The following is a 24,437-nucleotide window of genomic DNA, read 5'->3' on the forward strand; positions in this document are numbered from 1 at the left end:
CGAATGATCAGCAGCGTTCAAGATTACCCGGTCAGCCACTACTTCAACCCTGATGCCGCGCAGCGGTTCTTTATTCCCAAGTACCAGCGCGAGTATGTGTGGAAGCCGAAAGCCTGGGAGGCGCTATTCAATGACCTGGAAGACTCGCCCAAGGGGCATTTCCTGGGCTCGATCATCTGCGTGAATAACCAGAAGGATTCGATGGCGGGTGGGCGCCTGGAGTTGATTGACGGTCAACAGCGTTTCACCACCATCAGCCTGCTTTTCTGCGCCCTTTACGATCGGCTGAAGGCGCACCCAGATCCGGATGACGACTTCAATGTGGAGATGGTGAACCTGAAGAACCGGCTCTTCATCAAATCAACTAATCAGTGGCGTTTCGAACCCAGTGAGCAGGCACAGAACAAGGCCGATTTTCAGAAAGTATTGAGCGACCTCTTCCCTAAGTTGGTCGCGGCACCCAAGGGGCTGAGCTACTTCGGCAACCGCCGCATCGCCAAGACGTATAGCTATTTCCGTGAGCGCTTGCAGCCTTTGAGCATCGAGCAAGCCTTGACGCTGCTGGACAAACTTAAGGCGGCGGTGCTGGTCAAAATCGAGGTGCCCAGCCACTCGGATGCTTTCGTCCTGTTCGAGACGATCAACAACCGTGGCATTCCGCTGTCGGCCATCGACATCATCAAGAACAACCTGCTGGCCGAATTGGACAAGCGGCCCGACTATGGCATCGACCGCGCATTTGACGAGTGGAAAGACCTGATCGACCTGCTGCCCGACCCGGCGGTGCAAGAGCGTTTCCTGCGCCAGCTGTACAACATGTTCAAGTACCTCCGGCGGGTGGAGGTCAAAGGCTGCACGCGCGCCACGCGCTCGAATCTGATCACCATCTACGACACTTTGCTGCGCAAGCGCCCGGTTTGGCTCTTTGGGGCGCTGCAAGCCAAGGGAAAAACCTATTCGGCACTGCTCAACCCTGCCCTTGCGCGAGGTGAATGGGGAGACACCGTAGCAGTCGCCCTGCAAGATTTGCAGCGCTTGGGCGCCGCGCCTGCATATGCGTTCTTGCTATGGGCAAGTCAAGTCGCGCAAAGCCAAAAGTGGCATGAAGGCGACGCACTGGGTCGATTGGCCGCCTTGCTGACCAAGTGGTTCTTCTGGCGCAACTTGACCGATATGCCGCCCACCCGCGAACTCGACCCAATGTTCGTGGATTTTGTTGGACAATTATTGAAGCAGCTCCGCAGCGGCGAGATCACTACCCTGGACAGCTTCATCCAGCAGACAAGTGATCGGTTGCTGGCACAGGCGGCCCCGGAGGACATTTGCGAGTCGCGTCTCAAGGGTGATGTGTACCTCGAAAATTACGAGGCCACGCGATTCATGCTATGCAAGTTGGAAGAAGCGCACCAAACCCGCGAAAACAGGCGGGATCTGTGGGCACATGACGCCAATGACCGCCCTGTCTTCACCGTGGAGCACATCCTGCCGAAGACCGAGAACTTGGGGCCGGGCTGGGTGACGATGCTTGAAGGTGATCAGAAAGGCTCTGCTGGTGCCATTCGCGAGCGCTGCGCTCACCAGCTCGGCAACCTGACCCTGAGTGGCTACAACTCCAAGCTCAGCACGATGGAATTCTTGAAGAAGCGGGATCGCAAGAACGACCAGGGTGACTTCATCGGCTATCGCAATGGCTTGTACCTGAATGCTGATTTGGCCGGCCGAGATGATTGGAACGAGGCCGCCATTGCGGCACGAACAGACAAGACGCCCAAGGAGGTGAAGTCCATCCTGAGCCTGCGGGAGGAGCAATAGATCATGCTCGTGTACGTCAACAATTTCCTGTTTGAACCGGCGCAGGGGCCGGACCAGATCGTTCAGCTCGTGGCCAAATGGGTGGGGCAGCGAGCAAAGGGTTATATCGATGCCGCTCGGCTTGCCGAGGGCATCCGAGAGCTGAAACTCAAGGACGGCAGTACGTTGACCTCGCGCGCCACTTGGTCTGACGACAAAGGAAGGGCCTATCCATTCTGGTTCTGCGCGCAGCTTAGCCACCGCGACGAAAAAATCTCGGGCAGGCGCTGGATCACCGAAATTGGTCTACACCAGGAAGCCGAGTGGAAGCCCATCGAGTGCTCTTTGCTGCTGAGGACCGACGAGGTCAGCGCACGGGTTACCGCTCCCATTCAGGTGACCCGTCCGAAACTGATCGAGCAGCTCATTCAGTCATGCGACCCCCTCGGGCAGACCCCTGGCTTGAAGGTCAAACGACTAACGATGGAAAGTGCATCAGCATTCCTGCGTGAAGTGGAGCGCAACGAGCGTGACTATCCGATTGCGATACTGAGCGCGAATCGGGATGGGCAATACCCAGTTGCTCCAGAGCGCTTGCGATCGATAGTGGTGGGGTTGGCCGACGTCGTTTGCGTACCGCCAGAAGAAGACACGTTTGCAATTGAAGAGCTTGTTGGGCGCCGCTTCATGGCTTTTGGCGGGGCGCTCAATATTGTGTTTCCTGGCCGCCAAGGCGGTCGCGGGCTCTTTTATGAAACGGTTCTGTTGCGCCATGATGAGATTGCTGACCTTCTAGACAGCGGTCACTCGATCGAGTCGGAGGTGTTATCCACGATAACGCATCGCACTAATCTGCCATTTTCATGGCGGCATATTTCGCCAGAGAAAGTGGGACAGGCTGCCCTTCGTGCCCAGTTGTCGCAGATGAGCGAACGGGCCAAAGCTGGCGATCAATCAGAGGAGCTGACGGAATACGTCGCTCTGCTGGAGTCAGCCGATCAGGAACTGCAGTCCAAGGACAAAGAACTCGCACGCATTCGCTCCAATTACGAAGAAAAGGAACAAGAGGTTCGGGCGCTTGAGGCGGATATCGCCAACCTCAAACATGCGTTGAGTGGCCTGCAATCAAGTTATGATGGGATGGATGAGGTTGCCGAGGCCTTGGTTCCCTTGCGCGACTCTGTAGCGGCCGTTCTCAAGGGAAGCCACAGTCTGCAACAGACTGTGGATCTGATCGCGACGCTTTATTCAGACCGGATTGTTTTCTTGGAAACTGCCAAAAGTTCAGCGAAAGAGTCTGATCGTGGCGGCTTCCGTCAGGGGGCGAAGGCATTCGAGATGTTGCAGAAGCTCGCTACCGAATATTGGCAGCAGCTTGCTGACGGCAAGAGCGACCAACAGGCCAAAACCGTATTTGGGCAAAACGCTTATGCAGCCAATGAAGCTAGTGCCTTGAGCAACGACGGCAAGCGTCGACGCACCTTTAGCTACCGTGGCCGTGACTTCCTGATGGAGAAGCACTTGAAGCACGGTGTGAAAGACAGCCTGGCCGAAACCCTGCGTGTGCATTTTGAATGGCTGGCTCACGAGAAGAAGATCATCGTCGGCCATTGTGGCAAGCATCTGAATTTCTGAGGGGGACGACGTTTTGACTATTGCAGAGTTCATTCGGGAGTCCGTACTGCGACCTCTTCTGAAGCAGTCGGGCTGCTTGGTGGTGTACGACGCCGATAAGCGCTTCCGCGAGCAGTGCTTCGATCTGGCCTCCGACAATGTGCGTGTCATCGACACATCCGAAAGCAGCATCGAAAGCCGGGATGCTGCATTGCTGGCACTGCGCGAGGTGGGACAACCCAAGGCCTCATTGGAAGGGGTGCTGATTTATGTGCCGGCCAAAGGGCCTGAAACCGACGAGCAAAAGCAGGTAGACCCGTTCGCGTTGTATGCGGTGTGTGGCAAAGTATTTCCAAATGGTGCGGGGGATGAATATGAGCAGATTTGTCTGAAGGCCAAGCCAGACCACATGACCGAGATCCGCCAGGTGTTTGCCGGGTCACCCGCGGGGCCGACCTTTGCGGTGATCGATGCCATCGGTGGCGGCGTGAGCTGGCCGCAATTGCGGGCAACCTTGCAGGTGGAGTCTGGGAGGGAGATCCTAGCGGCACTACTGGCACCAAGCGCCAACCAAACCGAAGCGCTGAAGGGACAGGAAAGCTGGATGCAAGAGGCGCGCGACTTCCTCCGTGCCACCTTGGGTCTAAGCGTGAAAACGCGCGGCAAGACCTGGGCCGCCCTGGCGGATGAACTGTGGCGCTACGTGCTGTTCAGTGAGTTCGTGGTTGATTTGCCGGTGGCGCTGCCAGAAACCCTGAAAGGAGTGCCGCATGCGCCGATGGCAGCCCGGCCCATCGTTGAGGATGTGTGTGACCGTCTGCGCAGCGATCCGAAATCACGCGCGGTGTACATCGAGCGGGCAGAAGCCATCGAAGCAGAACTCAATCTGACCAACCTTTGCGGGGCGATTGAACATCTCGGTGAACGTGACACCTTCCCCTTCGAGGAGCGGACCTTCCTGCGCACGGCGATCAAGGGCATCGTCACAGGAGATACCGATGCCACACGCCGTGTGCTGACGCGCTATAAGAGCTCCGTGTGGCTGGGTAAGGGCGAAAGCCAGGCGCAGTGGGAGTTGGTACGCTCTGGCCTGAGCCTGGTCGAGGCGTGCGAGGACTTTGAGCGCCAATTGTCAGATCATGCCCGCTCTCAGGCGGAGCTGATCGATTTCTACCTAGGCAGCCTGCGTGAAGCAGACCGCTTGCAGCGCGAGTTTGAGCAAGCCGCAGGCGACTTCCTCGACCAGCACGGCTTGCTGCATGAAGTGATCAGCCAGGCGCGGGCTCGCTATCGGCGTCTGGCCGAAAAGGTTCAGGGCGTGTTTGTGAAGCACATCGAGACCGCTGGTTGGCCACCGACGGGACGCCTGGCCAACGCCGATGCCTTTGATCGGTTGGTGGCGGATCGTCTCAAGGAAAGCGGGCGCAAGGTGGCCTACTTCATGGTGGATGCCCTGCGCTACGAATTGGGTGTCGCCCTTGAAAAACTGCTGGCAGAAGATGGACCAGTCGAGCTGCAAGCTGCCTATGCGCAGCTGCCAACCATCACCCTCGTGGGCATGGCGAGCCTGTTGCCTGGCGCACGCACGGGTTTGACCCTCTCGTTGGAGAACGACTCGCTCGTGCCCAAGCTGGCCGGGGCGTCCGTGAGCAACGTCTCGCAACGCATGAATGTGTTGACCAAGCGGTATGGAGATCGCTTCTCGGAGATGTTGCTCAACGATTTTGTGCGCGGCAAACCGAAGATTGCAGAGACCGTCGACCTGCTGGTACTGCGCTCCACGGAAATCGATAGCCAGTTGGAAAGCAACCCCGAGACGACGTTGGGTCTGATCCCCGGCACGCTCAAACTGATTCGCGTCGCTCTGCACAAGTTGCGCGGCATGGGTTTCAAGGAGGCGGTCATCGTGACCGACCACGGCTTCTTCCTTAACGCGCAAGCGGAGGCAGGCGATGTATGTGTGAAACCCCAGGGCAAATGGCCGGTGAATGCACATGACCGCATGATGCTGGGCGATGGCTCGGCGGACGGTCACAGCTTGGTGGTGAGCGCAGAGAAGGTCGGTATTCGAGGCGATTTCTCGCAAGTGGCTCTGCCCCGTAGCATGGCGCCCTATCGCTTGGGGCATCTGTATTTCCACGGCGGGGCATCCCTGGCGGAGGCCGTTGTGCCGGTGCTGGTGGCACGTTTGGATACCGCCGCCTATGCGGAACTGCGCAAGGTGGTGGTGGAGCTGAGCTATAAGAACGGCGCCAAACGAATTACTACGAGACTGCCAGTCATCGAAGTGATACTGGTTGCCGACGACATGTTCTCGCAGGGCATGAGCGTTGAGATTTTGCTGGAAGCGCAGGACAGCAAGGGCAATGTGGTGGGTGAACCACGTCCGGGCGGCGATGTGAATCCCGCGACCCGGACCGTGACCTTGATGTCGGGCCAGCGCAAGCAAATTGCCTTGCGCATGGATGACGAGTTCAGGGGCAAGTTTTCAGTCAAAGCGCTGAATCCGACCACGCTCGCAGCATACAGCGTTCTTGCGATTGAAACCGACTATACGGAATGAACCCTATGGACGAACTGGACAAAAAGCTAAACGCGACTTTCGACGGAAAAGTGCTGCGCAAGGACTTGCTGCATCGAATCAAGAAAGGCACCAACGTCCCCACGTTCGTCCTGGAGTTTCTGCTCGCTAAGTATTGCGCCAGCAATGACCAGGCGGAGATGGATGCCGGTATGGAGGCGGTGCTATCCTCTCTGCAGGAGAACTACGTTCGCCCCGACGAAGCCAATGCAGCTCAATCCAAGGTGGCCATCAAGGGCAAGCACCGATTCATCGACAAGGTCCATGTCCGCTATGTCGAGAAAGAGAAGCGCCACTGGGCATCCCTGGAAAACTTCAACTCGCAGCGCATTGCGATCGGTGAGAAGTTCTACCGCGACAACGATCGACTTCTTGAAGGGGGCATCTGGGCCGAGGTAACCCTGGCGCACAACGATGTTGATGAGGACGACTACGCGTTTTCAATCGAAGATCTGCGGCCGATTCAACTCTCGCGCTTCGACTTCGAGCGCTACACCGAAGGCCGTGCGGATTTCACGCGCGACGAGTGGATCGCAGCTGTTCTACGGTCAGTGGGATTAGAACCAAGCAAGCTGTCGAAGCGCGTTCAGATGCACTTCATTGCTCGGCTGGCAGCCTTGGTAGAGCCCAACTACAACTACATAGAATTGGGCCCACGCGGCACCGGAAAGTCCTATTTCTTCAGCGAATTTTCACCCTATGCCACGCTGGTTTCGGGCGGCCAGGCGACCAAAGCCACGCTATTCTACAATAACGCGCGACGCAAGGTGGGCTTGGTCGGATATTGGGATACCGTGGCTTTCGACGAGGTCGGCGGGATCAAGGTGCGTGATCCCGACACCATCCAGATCATGAAGGACTTCATGGCCAATGGCCGCTTCTCGCGCGGCGCCGAGGTCATTGCCGATGCCAGTTTGAGCTTCGTTGGCAACATCGACGTCTCAGTCCAGCAAGTCGTGAATTCCAACGAGTACGACTTGTTTCAGCCGTTGCCCCCAGAGCTCGACCTAGCTGTAATGGATCGCTTCGCGGCCTATATCCCAGGCTGGGAAATGCCTAAGAACAGCAGTGAGTTCCTGACCAACCGCTATGGATTCATTACCGACTACCTGGCCGAAGCCTTCCACTACCAGTTCAAGCACACAAACCGGTATGAAGAAGTCAGTAAGCGCATTCGCCTTGGCAAGTCAATCGAGGGACGCGACGAGAAAGGGATCAAGAAGACCGTTTGCGCGTTCTTAAAAATCCTGCACCCGAACGGACCGCCGACCGAAGACGAATTCGAAGAGTACGTGGCCTACGCGACGGAGTGCCGCCGCCGCGTTAAGGAACAAATGAACAAGCGCAAGCCGGATGACGAATTTTCTTGTATCAACCTGTCCTACTTCAAGGCGAACGGTGAAGAAATCGTCGTCTTCTGCCCAGAGTCGAAGGATGCTGCGGCAACGCAGCAGCCTGCGCGCCGCAAGTTGAGCCAGGCAAATAAACAGCTCAAGGGGATCGTTGAGGCGCGGCAAACCGCTCAACCCGCGCCAATTGCCGACACCGCACCGTCAGAGGCGCCCTCAATTGCTTCAACGCCCGCGGTGGTTGTGCCTGTCTTGAACGATCTCAAGGAGCAGCACTTCACGATTCTGTACGGGGCTACGGGATACAGCTATGAATCGATCATGGGGCCCTACCTGCAGGGAGCGAAGACCGTCTTCATCGAGGATCCGTACATCCGGCTGCAACACCAGATTCAGAACTTTGTGCGCTTCTGCGAGACGGTGCTGAAGGCTAGCACCGTGAAGAAGATCATCCTGATGACAAGCGACGACGACAAGACCCAGTTGGCCGACATCGCCGAGAAGCTCGACGAGCTCAAGCAAAGCCTGCTGGAGCTGGATGTCGAGCTAGAGGTGGAACTCAACCCCAACATCCATGATCGCGAAATCCGCCTCGACAACGGCTGGATCATCAAGATCGGTCGCGGGCTGGATTTCTACCAGAAGCCAGGGGGTTGGTTTGAGGTGGGCGCGCATGATCTGGGGCTTCGTAAATGTTTGGAAACCAAAGTGGATATTTTCAGGGCATGAGCTGGAAAGCCCAGGAAATGAATTGTCGACAAGGATTGGAGTTTCTCATAACCTAGCGCTACTTCCTGAAACAACCGAATAACCCTGGCCGGGATCAGGAAGGCTGAAATTGCGCTATGCGACCAGACCCTTTTGGGGGCTGTGCTAGACCCATCGCTGCGTGGTCAGGTGGTGCGTGAGGCTCGTGAACTGTCGGGCCTTATCTCTTTTTGCTGCCTTGCGCACAGCCAGCAGACGTGACGTAGTGTAAACGGTTCTGAGCCCGGGCACCGGCATCGTGTTGGCTGATAAGGGCACAGCGTTTCCCGATGTGGGTGGAGCGTGGCGATACCCGATACAATCTGATACATCGGCCGATTTCCTTTGTCGTGGGCGAGTGTCAAAACTTCCCACTTTAACAGAGGAACATCGGCCTATCTTATGAGGTGCTTGTCACATGTAGGCTTTGTTTCTTAAAGCCCCTAAAGGATGTCGGGATATTGATGGCGGGGGAGCCTTAAGCAGAGAAGGACGTAACCAGTCCTCAACCGGAATGGGCGCTAACACCTCTTTGAGGAGATCAATCCCGGAGGTGGTAACATTGGCCCACTGGAGCGCATAGCGCAGTCCAACCCAAGATCCGTCGACCACGGATTTTAAGAGAGAAACAATGGCAGCGGGTGCCCAACTCTCCCAAAAACCGCTGCCCCCTAACCGTCTAAAGGCGATATTCTCGGTATGGCACGCAAGTTCTACGGCATGTAAACGGTAGTGTAGCACATCATGCAAACATCAGCGGTGCCTGACGATTGGAGCCCTGATTCGACCCGGGGCACGATTAGAGCCCCTGGGCGTTGAAATTCTCCGCACCCAGCACGTTTGCAGCACGCTCAAGAAGATGCTCATGGTGCGTGAAGAAGAGCACCTGAGTCTTCTGCGACAACTCGGCCAGCACCTTGAACGTCGCGCCCGCCGCTGCGTCATCAAAGTTGATCACGATATCGTCGACGACGACGGGTACTGGCCCCTGGCTTGCCACATGACTTTCAATAGCCGCTAGGCGCAGGGCGAGAAACAGTTGGTCGCGGCGGCCAGAGCTCAGGGCAGGAATCCTTTCCCGTCTGCCGTCGTCTCGCACACCCACGAGAACCCGCTTCTCCTCTTCGAAATCCGCGGCCACCCGGGTGAACTTGCCATCTGTGATCGCGGCGAAAAGCTCTGATGCGCGCGCCAACATAGGTTCCTGATGGCGCTCCTGATAAGTCTCAATGACATCGGACAAGATGGCTGATGCGAGCCGCGCCGAGGCGTAATCGCCGATCGACGTCGACAGGCGCGCCGCCGCCTCAGCTGCCCGCTGCTCGGCCGCGCTCGCGTGCGCCGTGCCATCGACCTTGTCGAGCACGGCCTTTGCCGTGAGCCACGTTGCATGCAGGTCTTGGACTTGGGCGGCCATATCCTCAAGCTCCTTTCCCGCCCGATCGAGGGTAGTGCGTACCTGTACGATATCCTGCCCTTCCGCCTGCGCGAGCAGCTCTTGCAAAGGGAGTGCTGAGCCCTGCACAAGACGGGCCTCGATCTCCGCCAGATCGCGCGTGAATTTGATGAGGTCAACACTGAAATTTTCGGCCTCGACGAGATCGGGCAGGCTCTGGCACCCCGCAGCGGCCATTAGGGCCGCAAGTTCATCCTTAGCCACCGCGATCGCCCTTTCCGCATGAGCCCGGCCTTTAGCGGCTGTTTCGATTCGTTCGGTCAGCGATCTCGCGAGCTGATCTGCCTTGCGGGCGGCCGTCAGACGCTCGTACAGCGTCTCGATGACGACATCAGTCGGGCGCCCCTCGACGTCGCAGCCGATCACCGCGCATATCCGCTTCGTCTCGGCTTCCGCGCCTATCACTGTGGTCTGCGAGGCTTCGAGGGCCGTACGCGCATCATCGAGGTCATCCAGGGCCCCATTGAGTCTGTCAAACTCAGCAAGGCGCGCCGTCGCCTCGGATCCGAGGGCGTTGGCGGCCAGCCGAATCCCGGCCATCGCTTGTCCCCAGTGTGTTTGCCAGTCGGCCAGCACCCGCTTGTGCTCGCCAATCTTGCGCTCCGCATCGGCGAGCTTGACCTCGGCTTGAGCTTTCTGGCGGGCGAGGAGTTTTTCGTTAGCCGCGGCTTCCCCTGCCTCCCCCGCATGCTCGCGTGCGCGAGCGATCGCTTGGCCGAGCGACTCGGTTGCACCGCAAGGCTGTAGGCCCCCCTCGACAAGCGCCGCAGACAGACTGGCCCGCATTGTAGTCGCCGTCTGTGTCGCTGCGGCGGCCTGGGCTTTGATGTCGACGCAGGGTTGGTAACGGTCGACAAGGCCGTCGCGCTTGGCAATCCATTCGGTTAATTCGGTGACCCCTAAGGTGGGTAGGCCATGCCTGGCGAGGAGAGACCGCCATTGTTCCTTGATCTCGTCAGCCGCGCGTTGCGCATCCGCGAGCCGATTCAGCTCAAGATCGAGCGCATTGCGCATCTGCGCCTGTCGCTTCACCAAGTCCGCATGCTGTGACACGCGCGCCGCATCGACAAATCGCGCATCGGCCGTACCGTCTGCGGCCTGCACAGACATTTCGTATTCGGCGGCGGTCGGCAGCGGTTCCTGTATCTCCTTGCCATCGGGAAACACCTTACGGCAGATCCTTTTCCACAGACCGTCACGCCACTCGCGCTTCTCGGCTAGGTGCTCGGCCGTCGGCACTTCGCCACGCTGCATAAGCCCCTCGATTTCGCCCCCGACGCCGCCCAGGTCGTTTTCGAGCGTCTTGATATGGCTCCCGAGCACCGCCCGCTGGGAATCCTGTTCTCCCTGCGCCTCGCGGAAGAACTTCAGTTCCGCCGGCAAGGGCATGATCATCGCAACGAGCGCATCGAGGCCCTTGTCCGACAACGCCGTGGCCGACGCGTTGAGGCCGGCCTGTTGAGTCTGCGCCTGGCCTGCGAGTTCGGCGGCCTTCGTTTCTGGGTTGCCATCGGCATCAAAGGCCCGTAGTGCTGACTGAAGCGAAGTCGGTATCGTTCTCACGCCGAGGTCGTGCAGTTTTTCGGTGAGATCACGCAACTCGGCCTGCGCGATCTCTTTCGTCTCCAAAACCGTGCGCAACTCCGTCTTGATCGTGTGGCCCTCGACTTCGAGTCCTTGCACCCTGGCACGCTGGGTGTCTTTCGGGATCACGGCGCGCAGATCGTCGCGGAGGGTCTCGTCAATCCCGCTGGCGAGCTCGGTAGTCTTCTGGCCCGTAAGCTTTATCGTGCTCGTGGCGGCCGTGGCGGCGTCACGAGCTTCACGAAATGACTTAAGGGAGTGATAGATGGCATCTATGGCAGTGCCTTCGCTGATCACGGCAGGCGAACGCGGCACGTCTTCAAACTCTTTCCAGTGATGTGCCGCATCGTCGTTGGCTTCAGTGAGGGCCTTCTCAGCCTCCTGCAACCGAGTCTCTGCGGCAATGCGCTGTCCCCGGGCGTCCGCGTCGAGGCGCTTGACGTCACCCAACTCGTCGAGGCGCTTGAGAACCAGACCGCGGGCGGCGACATCAGGCAAGACGGCAATAAGGCGCTCGAGACGGCGAGTCTCCAGTTGGAGAACGTCCTGTTGCGCGCGGGCCTTCTCGTAAGCAAGGCGTGCCGCCTCGGCAGCCTTACGCAGGGTCTCCCACTCCCCCGGCCGCGTCTGTGCGTCCTTGGCTTCCTTTTTCGCTGTCGCGTACTCGTTCAAGGTCTGGTGGATGAGTAGCGTGCGGGCCTGGGGCCGGAACAATCGGTCGGCTTCCCCTTTGAGTCGCTCGCGTAGCGTCCGGATCGAACTTAAGCCGGCACCGGCCTCAAAGAGGCTTTGTCCCACGTCACCTTCGCCTTCGCTCAGGGCCTTGCCGCCAGCTACAAGCTCGTCGTGGTCGAGGCCGAACATTGATCCCCATAGTCCCTCGGTGAGGCCGCCCATCCATCGCGGAAGTACATCATCAGGAATTGCGTCACCCAGCTCTGCCCCCGTTGCTGGGTCATATTTGACGAGACTCTTCTTGATGGCCTTGCGACGCATGGTAGCCAAGCGCTCACCGCCAGCCGATTCGAGCACCACGCCAACGCGCAGGTTGGCATACGAGTGCTTGAAATCGTCCGTGGTGCTCTTGCGAAAGCCAAACAATGCCGCCCGCAAGGCCCGAGACATCATCGTCTTTCCAGCTTCGTTGGGGCCATAGACGATGTGGAAATCGGGTGCTGTGGCAAATTCAAGCGACTTATCGGTGAAGTGGCCGTAGGCCTTTAAGTCGAGCCGGGCAATCCTCATGACTGACCACCCTCCGCCGACATGGCGGCCAGCAGCCGTTCGCGCGCGGCCGCCAATGCCTGGGCCCGGAGTTCGACCGACAAGGGATTGAAGAAAGGGTCGTGATCGCGAAGGTCCGGCGGGATCTTCAAATACAAATCGCCGAGGATCGGATCCGCCAAAGCCGCCAACATAACGGAATCCCCGCCGAGCTCATCGAATTTGCGCACGAGGAGGCCAAAGGGATCGTCGCGCTCAGCGAGCGCTGCCAGGTCGAGAGGCGCCGATACGGAGAGATTGAGCTTCTCGAGCCATGCCATGCCGCCTGACGCTTCGTTTAGCCAAGCACAGACCTCGGCACGAAAACTCTCGGGGCTCGCGACGATATGGCCGTGCAGCGGTGTGCGGCCCGTGATAGACAACCGCACAGCGAGGACACGATCCCCCGCCTCACGCAACTCACCCTGGACCGCGGCTTGAATGACCGCCTGCAAACCGTCCAGCAGAGTAAGATCCGTGGCATCGATCGACACGTGCTGCCAACGGGCGACATCGGTTTCTACAAACTCGACCGACTGAACGCCTTGTTCATCTGCCTCGACAATCAGGCATCCCTTGGGACCCAGTTCGCGAGCGTGGCGTCCCTGGGGATTCCCCGGAAAAGCAATCCAGCAAGGATCTTTCTGAACGATCTCGCGGGTGTGGACGTGACCGAGGGCCCAGTAGTGATAACCTTTGGCCGCCAGGCGTTCGGACGTCGTGGGTGCGTAAGACTCGTGCCCCTCGCGGCCGGCGAGCGCCGTGTGCAAAATGCCGATATTGAGAACGCCGGGAGCGGCATCGGGGTAAGCGGCCGAGAGATCCTCGGTCACGGCACCGGTGGCAAAACTCTGGCCATGGATAGCCACCCCAAGTACATCAATGGTCACCGTTTCGGGTTGGGTCGCCTTGAAAACATGGACGTTGGCGGGGTACGGGACGGATTTCGAGATCTTGCTGAGGGCATCGTGATTGCCGCGCACGATGAAGACACGGATGTCGGCGTCGCCTAGTCGGCGCAGCTGGTTCGCGAAAAAGAGGCCTGCGTTGAAATCCTGAAGGTCGCCATCGAAGATGTCGCCAGCAATGAGGAGAAAATCGATTTCGCGCTCTATGGCAAGGTCGACGACGTTTTCGAACGCGCGGCGCGTGGCTTGGCGCATCGCCTGGGCGGGAGCCCCCTCGTATTGCTCGAGGCCTCGCAGCGGGCTGTCGAGGTGCAGGTCGGCACAGTGAAGAAAACGCATGCTTACTCCTTCAATCGATGAAGTTCAGCCACTCTATCTACTATGGCGATGAATTCGCTACCGGCATGAGTTTCAGCAGAATAAGAATCTGCTTGATTGTATGCCTCCTCGACGCAATCGAAACCCATCGCCGATACATCACTGTGGCTCATGTTACTGAGGCCTATTATTCCCCCCTGTCATTGTACTGATTTTAGGAAGGCCGCTTGGACAACTTGTTTAAGCTGCTCTGGGATGTCATCCGCGCTTCGAGCAGCAAAAGTGGTCCAGAGCAGCGAGCGGATTACCCTTTTTGTCGCCCTGGCTTTTGGGAACACCGCATCCTTTTCGCCCCCATCTCAGGGCTCATTAGTGGGCTTTGTCCACAAGAACGAAACCTCCCAAAGACCCACGACGCGCGCTTTGACGGAACGTCATTGTTTTCGCAAAATCCATAAGCGATGCTCGTTTCTCATCATATTGCCTCCTTGATTTCCAAGCGTTATCAGGATCACGTTCACCCCAATTGTTTGGAGGCAACATCTCGTCCATGGCTTGCGCCCACAACAGCCCAGCCATAATTCCCAAGACGTTTCACCTGTTACCAACCGGCGAGAAACTCGGGGCTGCGTTGTTAATTTCGTTTATAATCTCCTTGGGCACGCCGTTATTTTCCCGCCCTGCAGGAATAATCGTTCCGTGCAGCTGTGCCCTCAGATCGTCCCATCGAGCCTGTAACACCTTCCAATGAAGCTCATCATATGTCCCTTTAAATATCACCGGGCACACTTCAATCCTCGGTATCTCATCAGCGGACGCATGCCTCTCAGCTGCGGTCATTAGCGCGGCCCAGTAACTACTAACCCTATCAACCCGTCCGATTTGCTGCTCGACTACGCCAGGATTCCACTCTGGATGTAACAGAATCACAGTCCGACAAGCCTTATGAAGATTAAGTCCTTCGCGGCCGACCATCGATTGGGAAACGAGTACTTTAGGGAAACTGTTCTGCCGATTAAAGGCGAGTTGTAACACCCTCCTCGACTCGGCCTTTGTGCCACCGAACATCAGACGCGCAAAGCCGCCTTCTGGCCGGTTGTACTCTTCGTGCAGCCGTTCTTCGAGTTGAGCCCACAATTGATTTACATCCCCCTCACTGTATTCATCGTCAGCCTTTTTGTCGTCTTCTTCACGGTCTCTTAATGCCTCTACAAGCTGAGTAAAGGCGCCCGCCAGATCGGAGGGCGCCGAAACATCGACTCCCCTTATCAATTCCGATATCGCCTTACTTACCAACGTCAGCGGATGCCGTTGGCCACTTTCGTCCTTACTTCTTTTTGCCGATTCCTGGAAAGCCGCAAAGAGACCGGTCATGAGCTTCCCGGGATCCTGTATCCTAAACCCCTCACCAATATCGGCGATGAGGGTCCGGCGTTCTTTCCTCCTCTGGCTCTCGATTCGCCCATACTGCGCGGCCAATTTCTTCGCAATTCCTTCAATTGAGTCGTTGCAGTTTAACTGCTGAAGGGCTGCCCTGAGCGCGCTTTCTTCGCGGTGACCGAGCCCATCATCCTCATGCATCTTGGCCTGCGGCCAAGGCCGGGCAGCATCTAGGCACCGCAACATTTCTCTTGCGTTGAGGAGGTCTACCAGCGCGCGGAGTGGCCGCGTAAAGCGGCCGAATACGAGGACCTTCTCATTTCGCCCCGTTACCTGTTCAATTTTGTTCACTGCCGCTAAAATGGCCGGGTGGTCAAATAACGGATCCACACCCTTACCAAATGGCTTTCGCATAACCTTAAGCCACCAGTTAACACGCGCCCCGTGCTTTGTCTCTACAGGCATCGCCTTGTCTAAAGGCGCTTCGGCTCCCGTGGGGAGATTCTGCGCTTCATCATCCACCACTTGGTCCATAAAAGCCGATAGACCGTGACCGTTTGCCAGGGTCAGGCGTAAGCGCTTAGCAACAGAATCTTCCTTAAGATGTGTGACAGCAGACAACGCTTCTGCCGCGCATACCGCCTGTTTCCACGCAAACGGCAAGCGCAGCGTTTCTACGGTAACAGCGGTTTCTCGTCGATATTCTGTCATGGGCAAACCCGTACGTTGCGCAAACAGCTGGACGACGGGATCTTCGCGCTTGTCACGACGCAACAGAAACGGCGATAGTGCCGCCTGAAAAACGGCCGCCACATTTCTGTAACGTTCTCGCGTCTCTTGGCTGCTCGGGCACTGGCGGACATATTTAACCGATTGAGCGTACCCCTCAGTCGCCCGCTTGATGATAGCGAGCGAGCTTTCGTTAATCCCGATGCGTCCTAAGGTGTGTTGCCATTGGTTTACGTCCAGCTCAATAGGTGTTGCCGTCACGCCCACCTTGCGAGCACAAGCAGAGGTTAAAACTACGCGATCCAGTAAGCGTGACAGGCTACTGTCTTCGCCGCGGTTCTTATGGGCCTCATCAATGACAACTAAATCGAATATCCCCAGCCCCAACCCCACCACGCGTTCCAAATGGTGGCGTAATTGTTGTTCGCGGCCATAGGCCTCCGCATCCAGAGCCCCGGGCCAAGGGGTTTCCTCGTCAATTTTTGCAGCCCATTGATACGCCAAGCTTTCCCTACCACTCAATCGCACGACATTACAGATACTTCGCGCCGCATTACGCACTCCTTCGTCCTCTAGCACCTCGCTATCATGGTAGGACCGAGGCAAGCGCCCCTGTGTACTTTGGCGCCATTGTGCATAAAACTCTGGTAAGAGTGCCCATCGCCACGGAGCAGAATCTGGGCCGAGTCGCCAATTTGTGAACGCGTGGGAGATAAGGACTACCGAGTTCTTAAACCATGGTTCCTGCCCCCCTATCTCCATTGATCTCCAGGCATCCAAATATTGCCTTAAGCTGCGCAGTATCAGCGGTGCTTCCACCTTGCCATCATGGAGTTCGTCACGCCATTGGTAACCCAGACCCGGTGGAACAAGAATTGCTACACGGCCGTCAGCTTCAATTACGCTGCGGGCAAGTTCTACCGCAATACGCGTTTTCCCCATCCCGACCTCATCAGCGACAACAAGCCCATTTTTCGGAACGCGATCCGCTATCGCACGAAGGCTGGCTCGCTGTCCCAGGTTCAGTCTACAGACGCTTTCGCCCCGTCGTTTAGCCAGCGCGTCTTGCTCGTCAGCATAGCGCCTCAAATTCGCAGCGACCCTCTCCCAGCCCTGAAATGTTCGGCTCATCACATCTCTCCGATTTTCTTCAATGACATCACATTCCATTCATGCTCTACCATATGTAGTGCCGCCTCATATCGTTGCCCCTCTGGCGTATCGTTACTCTCAGCAAACGCCGGACGAAAAGGCGCCTCCCACAGTGGGCTCAAGGGGTTGATACCGGATTCCAAGAATACTTTCAATGTTAAACTATCGGAAGCTTGAACAAGTACCTGCTCCAGGCGTACACACCAGACGCTCCAGTCAACCTGCCGGACCGCGGTTTGTTTAGTAGCCACATTCTCGATTAGGCGCATCATCTCTCGTATCGGATAAGTCGCTGCCGGTGCTGATGCGGCTGACTCGCGACCCGACGCCACAAAAACATTTTGATCATCATTCAGTGGTAGGTCTTCATCATCCGGCAGCATGGGAAAATTGGCCAACAACCACCACGCCTGTTCGATATCAATCTTTGGAAGTTCTGTGGCCGCGAAACGACCCCATTTATCTAGCACCGGGACTAGGCTTTGGTGGCTCCCTTCATGGGTCTGCCAACGTAACTGCACCTCCCGCGGACGCGCGTCAGCCCACAAAAATTGGCCAGGCGCTCCTGTCTGACAAGACACCCCGTCGGAACCCAGCACATCAAAGCTTATCTCTGCCCCATCCGGCACCCGCAAACAACACATATCCAGGGTCTCATACCACAGCAGCCAAGCCACGGGCGCCGCGATAAACTCAATACCCCGTTCAACTATGTCGTCGCCCGCCTTTAGAACGGCGTCAGGCCCCGAAAGATCCGTGGTCCACTGAATCGGTAAGAGGTTAGTCACCACCTTCCCAACATCGAGCCCTCGCTCAGGCTCCCAGCGCAGAGCTTGCGGCGCAAATACCACACCGGCTTCCAGATTGCCGCCATTTGCCGAAGCCCTATTACACAGTCCAGGACGAGTAAGATTACCTGAACCCAGGTACAACCAAGCGCTATTGCAAAGTGCTGAGTCTTGACGTTGATGGGCACTAAAGATAAATTTTGCGTGCAAAAACGGCGGTGTTTTTTCAGGAAAAAAGGATGGGATAGCGGCAGGCCGGACGACGAAGCCCGCGGCACTTAACGCTTCCCGGGAATTCGCAATGACCTGACAGGCCGCTGGGTTTACAAACACATCCATTTCCGGAGACTCCGTCAACACGACGAAATCGTTCTCCTCGTTCCTAAGAACATCCATGACCTCGGCCAGCACCGATGGCATGCCATCCTGATCCGGTGCAGTCTCATAGAACCCCGAACCCATCGCGATATAATTGCGCCTAGATACAACGCCAGTGGCCGCGATCAATGCGGGCAATTGCGCAAGAAGAGATGTCTTCCGATTATCAAAGACTCGCGCTTTCGCGGATCCTTTTTTCTGAACGGCCTTTTGAATCCACGATTCCACTAGGTCCATGTTGCGTATTGACTCGGTACCCTCATGTTTCGGCGGCACGGCCCGCAAAATCCGAGTATCGAAGTACTCACGGAGCCATTCAATCAACCTCCAGGAAGCACTAACGTCCGCGCAACGCTGTCGGACAGAGTCGTTCAGACCATTCAACTCCTCGTCCTGGAGATCAATTCTCCAGACTAGATCAAGGCTATCCTCTAGCGTCACCCTGGTCCAGTTTCCCGTCGAAATAATCAGGCGCAATTGCCACCGCCCGATATCGCTTTCATGGGCAAACCCTAAGACCGCGACCTTGGCATGTAAGAGCACGAATGGCTTATTGTTAGGGTTTTTGATAGGAAGGTGCATCACACCGGGGACATCAACGAATGAGATAGGCAGATTTCCTGGATCCAGCATAAGCGCCAATGCAGCCTGGCCACCATGGGCGCGGTGCGCACGGGTTAGCCGCGTGAACCGCTCGGCCGCATCGTCTAGAAACGTACTATCGGCGGAGTAACCACACATCCATCCAAAACAGCCTCTAAAGCCCTCTGGCGGCTCAAAGTGTTGACTTAACGAGAGAGGTGAGTCCATCACTCACCTCCTGCAATAACAGACGTGGCATCAAGCCATGTGGAAAGCTCACCACATAGATCTTTGTTGAGAAGGAATAGGTTATGCACGCGGTAGGAAATCCCGTCTGGCCAACTTATGGTGCCAGCGCTGTTTATCGGGCTTTCCTCGACCGTCGATGGCTCCCCCCCAGACTTCGGAGCTGACCTGCCTCGAAAGGCAGGTCCAGGCAACACAACATGATCCCGGAGACGAAGCACTCGTTCATCACGGGCCACTAGACAGGCAACCAAGCGCCGATCTTCAGTGTCTGTGCATTCCCTGCAAAAAGCGTTCGCCAGTTCGTCTGGATGCTGCTTCTCTAGAAACCGTTTGGCGTAATCGCGCAAAACCATAATGCTAGACTTAATAATGACTGGTAAGGGGCCAACTAAACGCAGAACTTGTTGGTTTAGGCTTCCAATGTGCTCCTCAAGCAGGTCCAATATACTGATCGTGGTATCGCGGACCTGGAAGAACAAGGCACCGGCTTCTAGATCGCGCCAGTGATCTTCGTCAATGGACACCGGTTTCTTCTTCCAGGTAAGCCTTTGGTGTGGCGCATTACGCACAGACTCGACCCAAGATAGGGTGGCGCGACGTCGACTATCTATCTGACTGCCCCGCTCGTCGCCCTGGATCAGCCGCTCCCTCAAAATATCGCGAGCTTCCTTAGCTAACGGCTCGAGTGGAGATAGTGCTTTCGCGAGATTATGGTTGTGGCTAGCGACGGCAAAGTTGCCAAAGCTCCAGTCAACGAGATAGTCGAGAATACTTTTACTATAATGGCAAGGATTGTAACCGGCGCACGCCGCTTCAAGGAACTCATTGCCAGGGCCAGAACAAATAAAAGAATTAAAGCGCCTTCCGTTGCTCTCAACTAGGCCCAGCGCCAGCAGCGCTTGCCCGGTAGCCATGCGCATAGGCTGTGTGACATAAAAACTGGGCTTGCGGACCGCAGAAAAAGCGAGATCGTTCTTGCCGCGCATTTTAGTAACACCGCGCAGACGGCTGTCGGATTGCCACCCATTGCGGTCTAACGCTAGCCGACAAGCAAGGGCTTCAACCGCATTGGCGGTCTCGATATTGTGTACCGACTTTCCTTTTGCTCGTACGCGCTCCGTAACGGCAATACCCAGAGTGGCCAGTAATAGTTGCTTGCCGAACCAAACGCCACCCATGCCTGGCACAGCCAGATCATTGAATGATCGGATACATTCACCAACGCCCAGGGTGCGCGTACGCCGTTCGCTTGCAACTGTCGCCGGTGCCATCAGGCCCCACATTGGTTCTGTCAACTTACCCCCTCTATGAATCTGTGTGAGTTATTCCAAAAGCCGCAGCCACAACGAACAATCACGACGGACACGCTCCGCGCCAGCGCTTCCTCTATATGGCTGTTGGGAAGCACAATCCTCATGCCTCTCATCAAAAACCCGGCTCAGATGAGCCTCTCAATCGATTTTCAGGACTTGTCATGGTGCGACGCCCGGCCTTGCCCGCAAAAACCTCACCAACCGCACCATAGCCTCGGTATCCCGTTCGCAATAAGCCTTCAGCGAACGTTCAATGGCGTTTTTGCGGATCGTGGGTGTCTCGGACGTAATCGCTTCCAAATACGCTTGCTGCGCTTGACCGCCATCTTGCACGCCATCCAGTGTCGCATAATCGAGATCAGGCGCAATAGTGGGCAACACCGCTTTAATCGACCAAGACCCTTTCATATCCGGATGGTAGTAGTGCGCGCGAGTCAAGGGTAAGAGATCCACTAAGCGCGGGAGGAGCGCCGTCAGCGCTGCGCCAAGATCAGGAAACCGCGCCGCCAATTCCCGAATAATGCGGCCCTCGAAGGCTTGGTTATAAACAAGAATGGGGCCCGCAGTTTTGAGGGTCGTCAATAAGGATTCCGCAAAGGTCCGCATCGGTGCCTCACCCGAGAGATCCAAGAATTCCTGATGGGTGAGTGTTTTATCCTTTTTCTCGACATGGCAGGACCACTGAAAGGGCAGCTGCTCATAGGGACGCGTGCCCGGCCAGATCGGCACGGCGAACTGGATCGTCTCGAAATCCAGGTAATAGCGGGGGTAATCGAGGACCGCCAGGGCGGCCCGAGCCCCGGGGCGCAGCTCGGGTTGACCGGAGCAGGTCACCTGCCGCACCCACTCGTGAGCGGGGACGGTGAGCACCCCCGCCGGGATGTCCCGCACATCCTTGTAGCCTTTTTCAGCCAAGGCGGCGATCGCCTCCGCCCGGATCCGGGGCAGACAGGAGAGCGGGTATTCCGGCGCCTGCGCGTGACAGAAGGCCTGATAGGGACAGGGATAGGGATCGTTGCATCCATCCGTTTCATCCGGCATGGCGCCCGCAAGCGTCCGCCGGGCCACGTCGATCCACCCCGGGACCTCGGCCTGGATAGACTCCACGGCCTCGGTCACGTCCTCCGCGGCAAAGAGGCTATTGCGACTTCCATCCGGCCGGACCTCGTGGTAACGCCCACCCCCGGGATAGACGAACGCGTTGTTGATGTACTGCAACACCCGGCGCCTCAAGGGCACGCCCGCCGCCGCGAAAATCTGCGATTGAATGGCGACGTCCTCGAGCTGGTAGTCTTTGACGCGGGTCGACGACTTCACCTCGATGAGATCAAAGGCCGGGCCCCGCGGCGTTGGCACCAGGACATCGGCCCGCACCAGCACCCCGTGCCGCTGCACGGTAGCCTCGAACAAGGGCTTGCGCGCCGCAAGCGCTGTCTGCGTCTGACTCAAGGCCTCGGTCAGCGGCCCGTCGGGGGCAATCAGGAGGCCGTCCGGCCAGCCTTGGCGGGCGATGACGCCCACGTCTGTGCCCGTCGCCAGAACCGCCTCGTTCGTGTCATCGGCCGGCACGCAGTCCGGCCTATGGACAGACAACCAGAGCCTACGCGGGCATTGCCGGAACGCCATCAACTTCGATTTGGACAAGCCGAAGACGCGCGTCATACCCTCCCCCTCTTCTCGCACCCTTCAGGCGCAAATGGATCGATCGTAGGCAAGGCCCCGCACATCCTTGTGCTTGACCCAGATGAACCCATCGCCCTTCGAGAGCAGGGCCACGTCCACCGGCTCTGAAACCGTCTGCTCCTCATCGACTGACATGCGCATAAAAAACGCGGTTAGATTCACGAGTGACTCGGCCATCTTGGCCAGATCCTGGCGCGGGAGCGCGCTCACCGCCGAAAGAAGAGGCTTCGCATAGGGCCGCAGAACCTCCTCGTGCGCCAACTGGGAGAACGCTTTTACCCTCTCCTCGAGCTCTTCGGGTTCGTCTTCGTCGTCGTAATCCTCCAGATCCTGCGGCATCCGGGCGGCCGCTCTCATGAGCTGACCATAGATGCGCGGATGGATCCCCTGGATCACGGAATCGATGATCTCCCTTTGCCCGAAAGGCGCGACCGTGCCGTCCGAGTCCTCGCCGACCCGCGTCTCGTCGGCCTTCCGGTAGCGCAACCTGCCCGCGGCCAAGGTCCCAATGTCGTACTCGAGCAAGACGGGGAACGGTTCGGTCTCCCCCATGCCGGCGATCACGACGCGGCCATGATCTTTCCGATGAAACCACTGCTTCTGATACATGAACGCTACGGTTTTACGCAACGCATCTTCCAGGGCTGGCGTCAAGGAGAAGTCTTCGAAGAGATCCGCCTCGGCCTCGTTCAGGGCCTCGGCAAAGGTTTCCCGCACACGCTGGCCATAGCCCGGGTCCAGACCCACTAGATCCGGAAAGCGCTCCCAGTCCTCATGGTCTTCCTTGATGATCGCCGCGAGCTTTTTGAGCTTGCTCTTAGGGCTGACTTTTTCTTCTTCCGCCAGCACCCGTTCCAGTTCATCTACATAGAAGTCTTTCCAGAAGTTGTAGACGAGGCTCTGCAGCCAGCGCGTCTGCGTCTGTAGGGGGAAGAGCCAGTCGGCACCCTCGATGAACGCGAGGAAATCCTGCGCATACTCGGCCAAGGTATCGAAGCGCCGCCCCTCGAGCTTTTGCGCATAGACCTTGACGACCGTCTCCCACGGCACGCCCATGATGTCGGCCGGACCGTATGTCATGATAGCCACCGGCAGATCCGGGGACAGACAAAAAAGCTTCTCGGCCGTGTAATAGACCTTATTCCTGTTGCTGTCGCCGTCTGTCAACGTCACCGCGCTGTCCGCGGCGAGCGCAATACCCCGTTTGTTCATGACCACCACTTCGCACGTCATAGGTCCCCCCTTTTGCAATCGCCATGATTGGATCATCCGGCCGCGATGGCTTTCCGCGTCCCTAGATACGACCCATCATAGGCCCTAGCTGCGACAAGCCATGTCGCATGGGAAGGCCCGGACCACGGTGGCCCAAAGGCGCGTCATACCCCGATATGGGCATGGATTGGCCCACACGAGAGCATCGCCCAAGCCGTGCGTGCAATCTTGAAGGCCCGCGCGACGACCGCGACATGGTCAGGCCGCCGCCTAGCAAGTTCCCCAACTTAAGTGCCCTTTTCCTCGGCATTGACCAGCACCGAACGCGCACCCGGGATCACCAGCCCCCGCGGAGTGGTATCGCCGCGTTGGCTAGAGTGGCCCCACTGAAGATGGCCACTAGTCCCTTGCTGACGGGACACGAGCCCAAGAAACGCTGCGAATTCGCGACCCGACTTAAAGGTCTTGGGATCACCCATCGTGGCGACCCATGCCGTCTGGGTGAGCAGACCGACACCCGGGATATCGCCAATCACGCGGGCGCCCTCATTCTGCTGTTGAGCGCTTGATCCGGTGCTCGATCGGTCGCCTCTCCTGATCGAGTGTCTTCCATCGCGCCAGCGGCTCGTTGACCGCTTCCCACAAGAAGGCCGGTACGATGTTTTCACATTCCGCCTGATGCGCGCAGGTGTCCGCGAGTCCGGCCCGGCGTCCGCCCTTGATCGTAATGCCATACTCGTAAAGCAACCCGCGCAGCTGATTGATCTGCGCCGTACGAAACTTGTGGAGCTGCGAGCGCATGCGGTGCATAAGCCCGCCTGTTGGTCCTCTGTCTTCACGGCTACGGTGCGCATCCCTGGCTGCTGGACAGGCGTCCAGATGGCGCGCGCGTCCGTGGTATCGGTCTTGTTGTTCTGCACGAACGGATGCATTTGGCGTGTAGCAACACCGCTTCGTGACCCATGGCCTTGAGTTTGCGTGCCCAGAAGTGCCTCGGCCAGCACGCCTTAAGCGCCACTTGCGCTGGGGCAGCGTGGGAGAGAAACTCTATCAGCTGGGGGCAACTGAATCGCCGGTTACATATCTTACCCGTGTCAGGCTCTACCCAGTACATGTGAAAGACCTGTTTGGCCACATCCAGTCCGTAGGTTATACGATTCCTCGGGGCCCTCCACCTGTCGCGATGACAACATGCACACGACTTTGGCACAGGGATGCCGTTCGGAATAGCGAGGGCCCTTATCCTGTAGCCCGCGCCCCCTTGGCATCAGAACGGAAGGCGTTCATACCATCTCCCTGGCGCGCAGCGAACAAATGCCCAGTTATGGCAATACGATGATGCGGTTCGCATTATTAATGC

The 24,437-nt window shown here is 57.6% G+C and carries 11 protein-coding genes and 1 pseudogene; 4 read left to right on the top strand and 8 right to left on the bottom strand.

The window, feature by feature from the left end:
- Positions 1-3 precede the first annotated feature (3 nt).
- The 4 genes from ACYCTF_RS02890 to brxL are packed head-to-tail and all read left to right on the top strand — an operon-like array spanning position 4 to position 8,064.
- Positions 4-1,812 (top strand): DUF262 domain-containing protein, encoded by a 1,809-nt coding sequence (locus tag ACYCTF_RS02890; RefSeq protein WP_461282693.1) that lies wholly within the window; start codon positions 4-6, stop codon positions 1,810-1,812.
- A 3-nt stretch (positions 1,813-1,815) separates the two neighbouring features.
- Positions 1,816-3,426 carry a coiled-coil domain-containing protein gene (locus tag ACYCTF_RS02895; RefSeq protein ID WP_461282694.1) on the top strand — a complete coding sequence of 537 codons (1,611 nt, stop codon included), beginning with the start codon at positions 1,816-1,818 and terminating at the stop codon, positions 3,424-3,426.
- A gap of 13 nt (positions 3,427-3,439) precedes the next feature.
- Complete coding sequence (locus ACYCTF_RS02900) at positions 3,440-5,968, top strand: PglZ domain-containing protein (protein WP_461282695.1); 2,529 nt, start codon at positions 3,440-3,442, stop codon at positions 5,966-5,968.
- Between the two features lie 5 nt (positions 5,969-5,973).
- Entirely contained in the window at positions 5,974-8,064 is a 2,091-nt protein-coding gene (gene brxL, locus ACYCTF_RS02905) for a BREX system Lon protease-like protein BrxL (RefSeq protein WP_461282696.1), read from the top strand.
- An 817-nt stretch (positions 8,065-8,881) separates the two neighbouring features.
- On the opposite strand, the gene ACYCTF_RS02910 is transcribed toward brxL, so the two are convergent.
- The 8 genes and pseudogenes from ACYCTF_RS02910 to ACYCTF_RS02945 all read right to left on the bottom strand — a co-directional run bounded on the left by ACYCTF_RS02910 (position 8,882) and on the right by ACYCTF_RS02945 (position 24,191).
- Positions 8,882-12,367 (bottom strand): AAA family ATPase, encoded by a 3,486-nt coding sequence (locus tag ACYCTF_RS02910; RefSeq protein WP_461284519.1) that lies wholly within the window; start codon positions 12,365-12,367, stop codon positions 8,882-8,884.
- Positions 12,364-13,632 carry a metallophosphoesterase family protein gene (locus ACYCTF_RS02915; RefSeq protein WP_461282699.1) on the bottom strand — a complete coding sequence of 423 codons (1,269 nt, stop codon included), beginning with the start codon at positions 13,630-13,632 and terminating at the stop codon, positions 12,364-12,366. The genes ACYCTF_RS02910 and ACYCTF_RS02915 overlap by 4 nt, the downstream gene beginning before the upstream one ends.
- Before the next feature lie 573 nt (positions 13,633-14,205).
- On the bottom strand, positions 14,206-16,890 hold the full coding sequence (locus ACYCTF_RS02920) for a helicase-related protein (RefSeq protein ID WP_461282700.1): 2,685 nt from the start codon (positions 16,888-16,890) through the stop codon (positions 14,206-14,208).
- Complete coding sequence (locus ACYCTF_RS02925; RefSeq protein WP_461282701.1) at positions 16,851-18,671, bottom strand: hypothetical protein; 1,821 nt, start codon at positions 18,669-18,671, stop codon at positions 16,851-16,853. Before ACYCTF_RS02925 ends, ACYCTF_RS02920 begins: the two co-directional genes overlap by 40 nt.
- Before the next feature lie 176 nt (positions 18,672-18,847).
- Positions 18,848-20,164 (bottom strand): hypothetical protein, encoded by a 1,317-nt coding sequence (locus ACYCTF_RS02930; RefSeq protein ID WP_461282702.1) that lies wholly within the window; start codon positions 20,162-20,164, stop codon positions 18,848-18,850.
- A gap of 177 nt (positions 20,165-20,341) precedes the next feature.
- Entirely contained in the window at positions 20,342-21,844 is a 1,503-nt protein-coding gene (locus tag ACYCTF_RS02935) for a DUF2779 domain-containing protein (protein WP_461282703.1), read from the bottom strand.
- A gap of 24 nt (positions 21,845-21,868) precedes the next feature.
- Positions 21,869-23,098: a hypothetical protein gene (locus ACYCTF_RS02940; RefSeq protein WP_461284520.1), complete on the bottom strand. Its 1,230-nt coding sequence runs from the start codon at positions 23,096-23,098 to the stop codon at positions 21,869-21,871.
- 143 nt (positions 23,099-23,241) lie between these two features.
- Positions 23,242-24,191, bottom strand: a pseudogene (locus ACYCTF_RS02945) (IS110 family RNA-guided transposase).
- Positions 24,192-24,437: the final 246 nt, after the last annotated feature.

It is taken from the genome of Acidiferrobacter sp. (assembly GCF_054609335.1).

Coding starts and splice junctions, on each gene's coding strand:
- ACYCTF_RS02890 (WP_461282693.1), top strand. CDS start 4: ATGATCAGCAGCGTTCAAGATTACCCGGTCAGCCACTACTTCAACCCT.
- ACYCTF_RS02895 (WP_461282694.1), top strand. CDS start 1,816: ATGCTCGTGTACGTCAACAATTTCCTGTTTGAACCGGCGCAGGGGCCG.
- brxL (WP_461282696.1), top strand. CDS start 5,974: ATGGACGAACTGGACAAAAAGCTAAACGCGACTTTCGACGGAAAAGTG.
- ACYCTF_RS02910 (WP_461284519.1), bottom strand. CDS start 12,367: ATGAGGATTGCCCGGCTCGACTTAAAGGCCTACGGCCACTTCACCGAT.
- ACYCTF_RS02915 (WP_461282699.1), bottom strand. CDS start 13,632: ATGCGTTTTCTTCACTGTGCCGACCTGCACCTCGACAGCCCGCTGCGA.
- ACYCTF_RS02920 (WP_461282700.1), bottom strand. CDS start 16,890: ATGGAATGTGATGTCATTGAAGAAAATCGGAGAGATGTGATGAGCCGA.
- ACYCTF_RS02925 (WP_461282701.1), bottom strand. CDS start 18,671: ATGCTGGATCCAGGAAATCTGCCTATCTCATTCGTTGATGTCCCCGGT.
- ACYCTF_RS02935 (WP_461282703.1), bottom strand. CDS start 21,844: ATGACGCGCGTCTTCGGCTTGTCCAAATCGAAGTTGATGGCGTTCCGG.
- ACYCTF_RS02940 (WP_461284520.1), bottom strand. CDS start 23,098: ATGACGTGCGAAGTGGTGGTCATGAACAAACGGGGTATTGCGCTCGCC.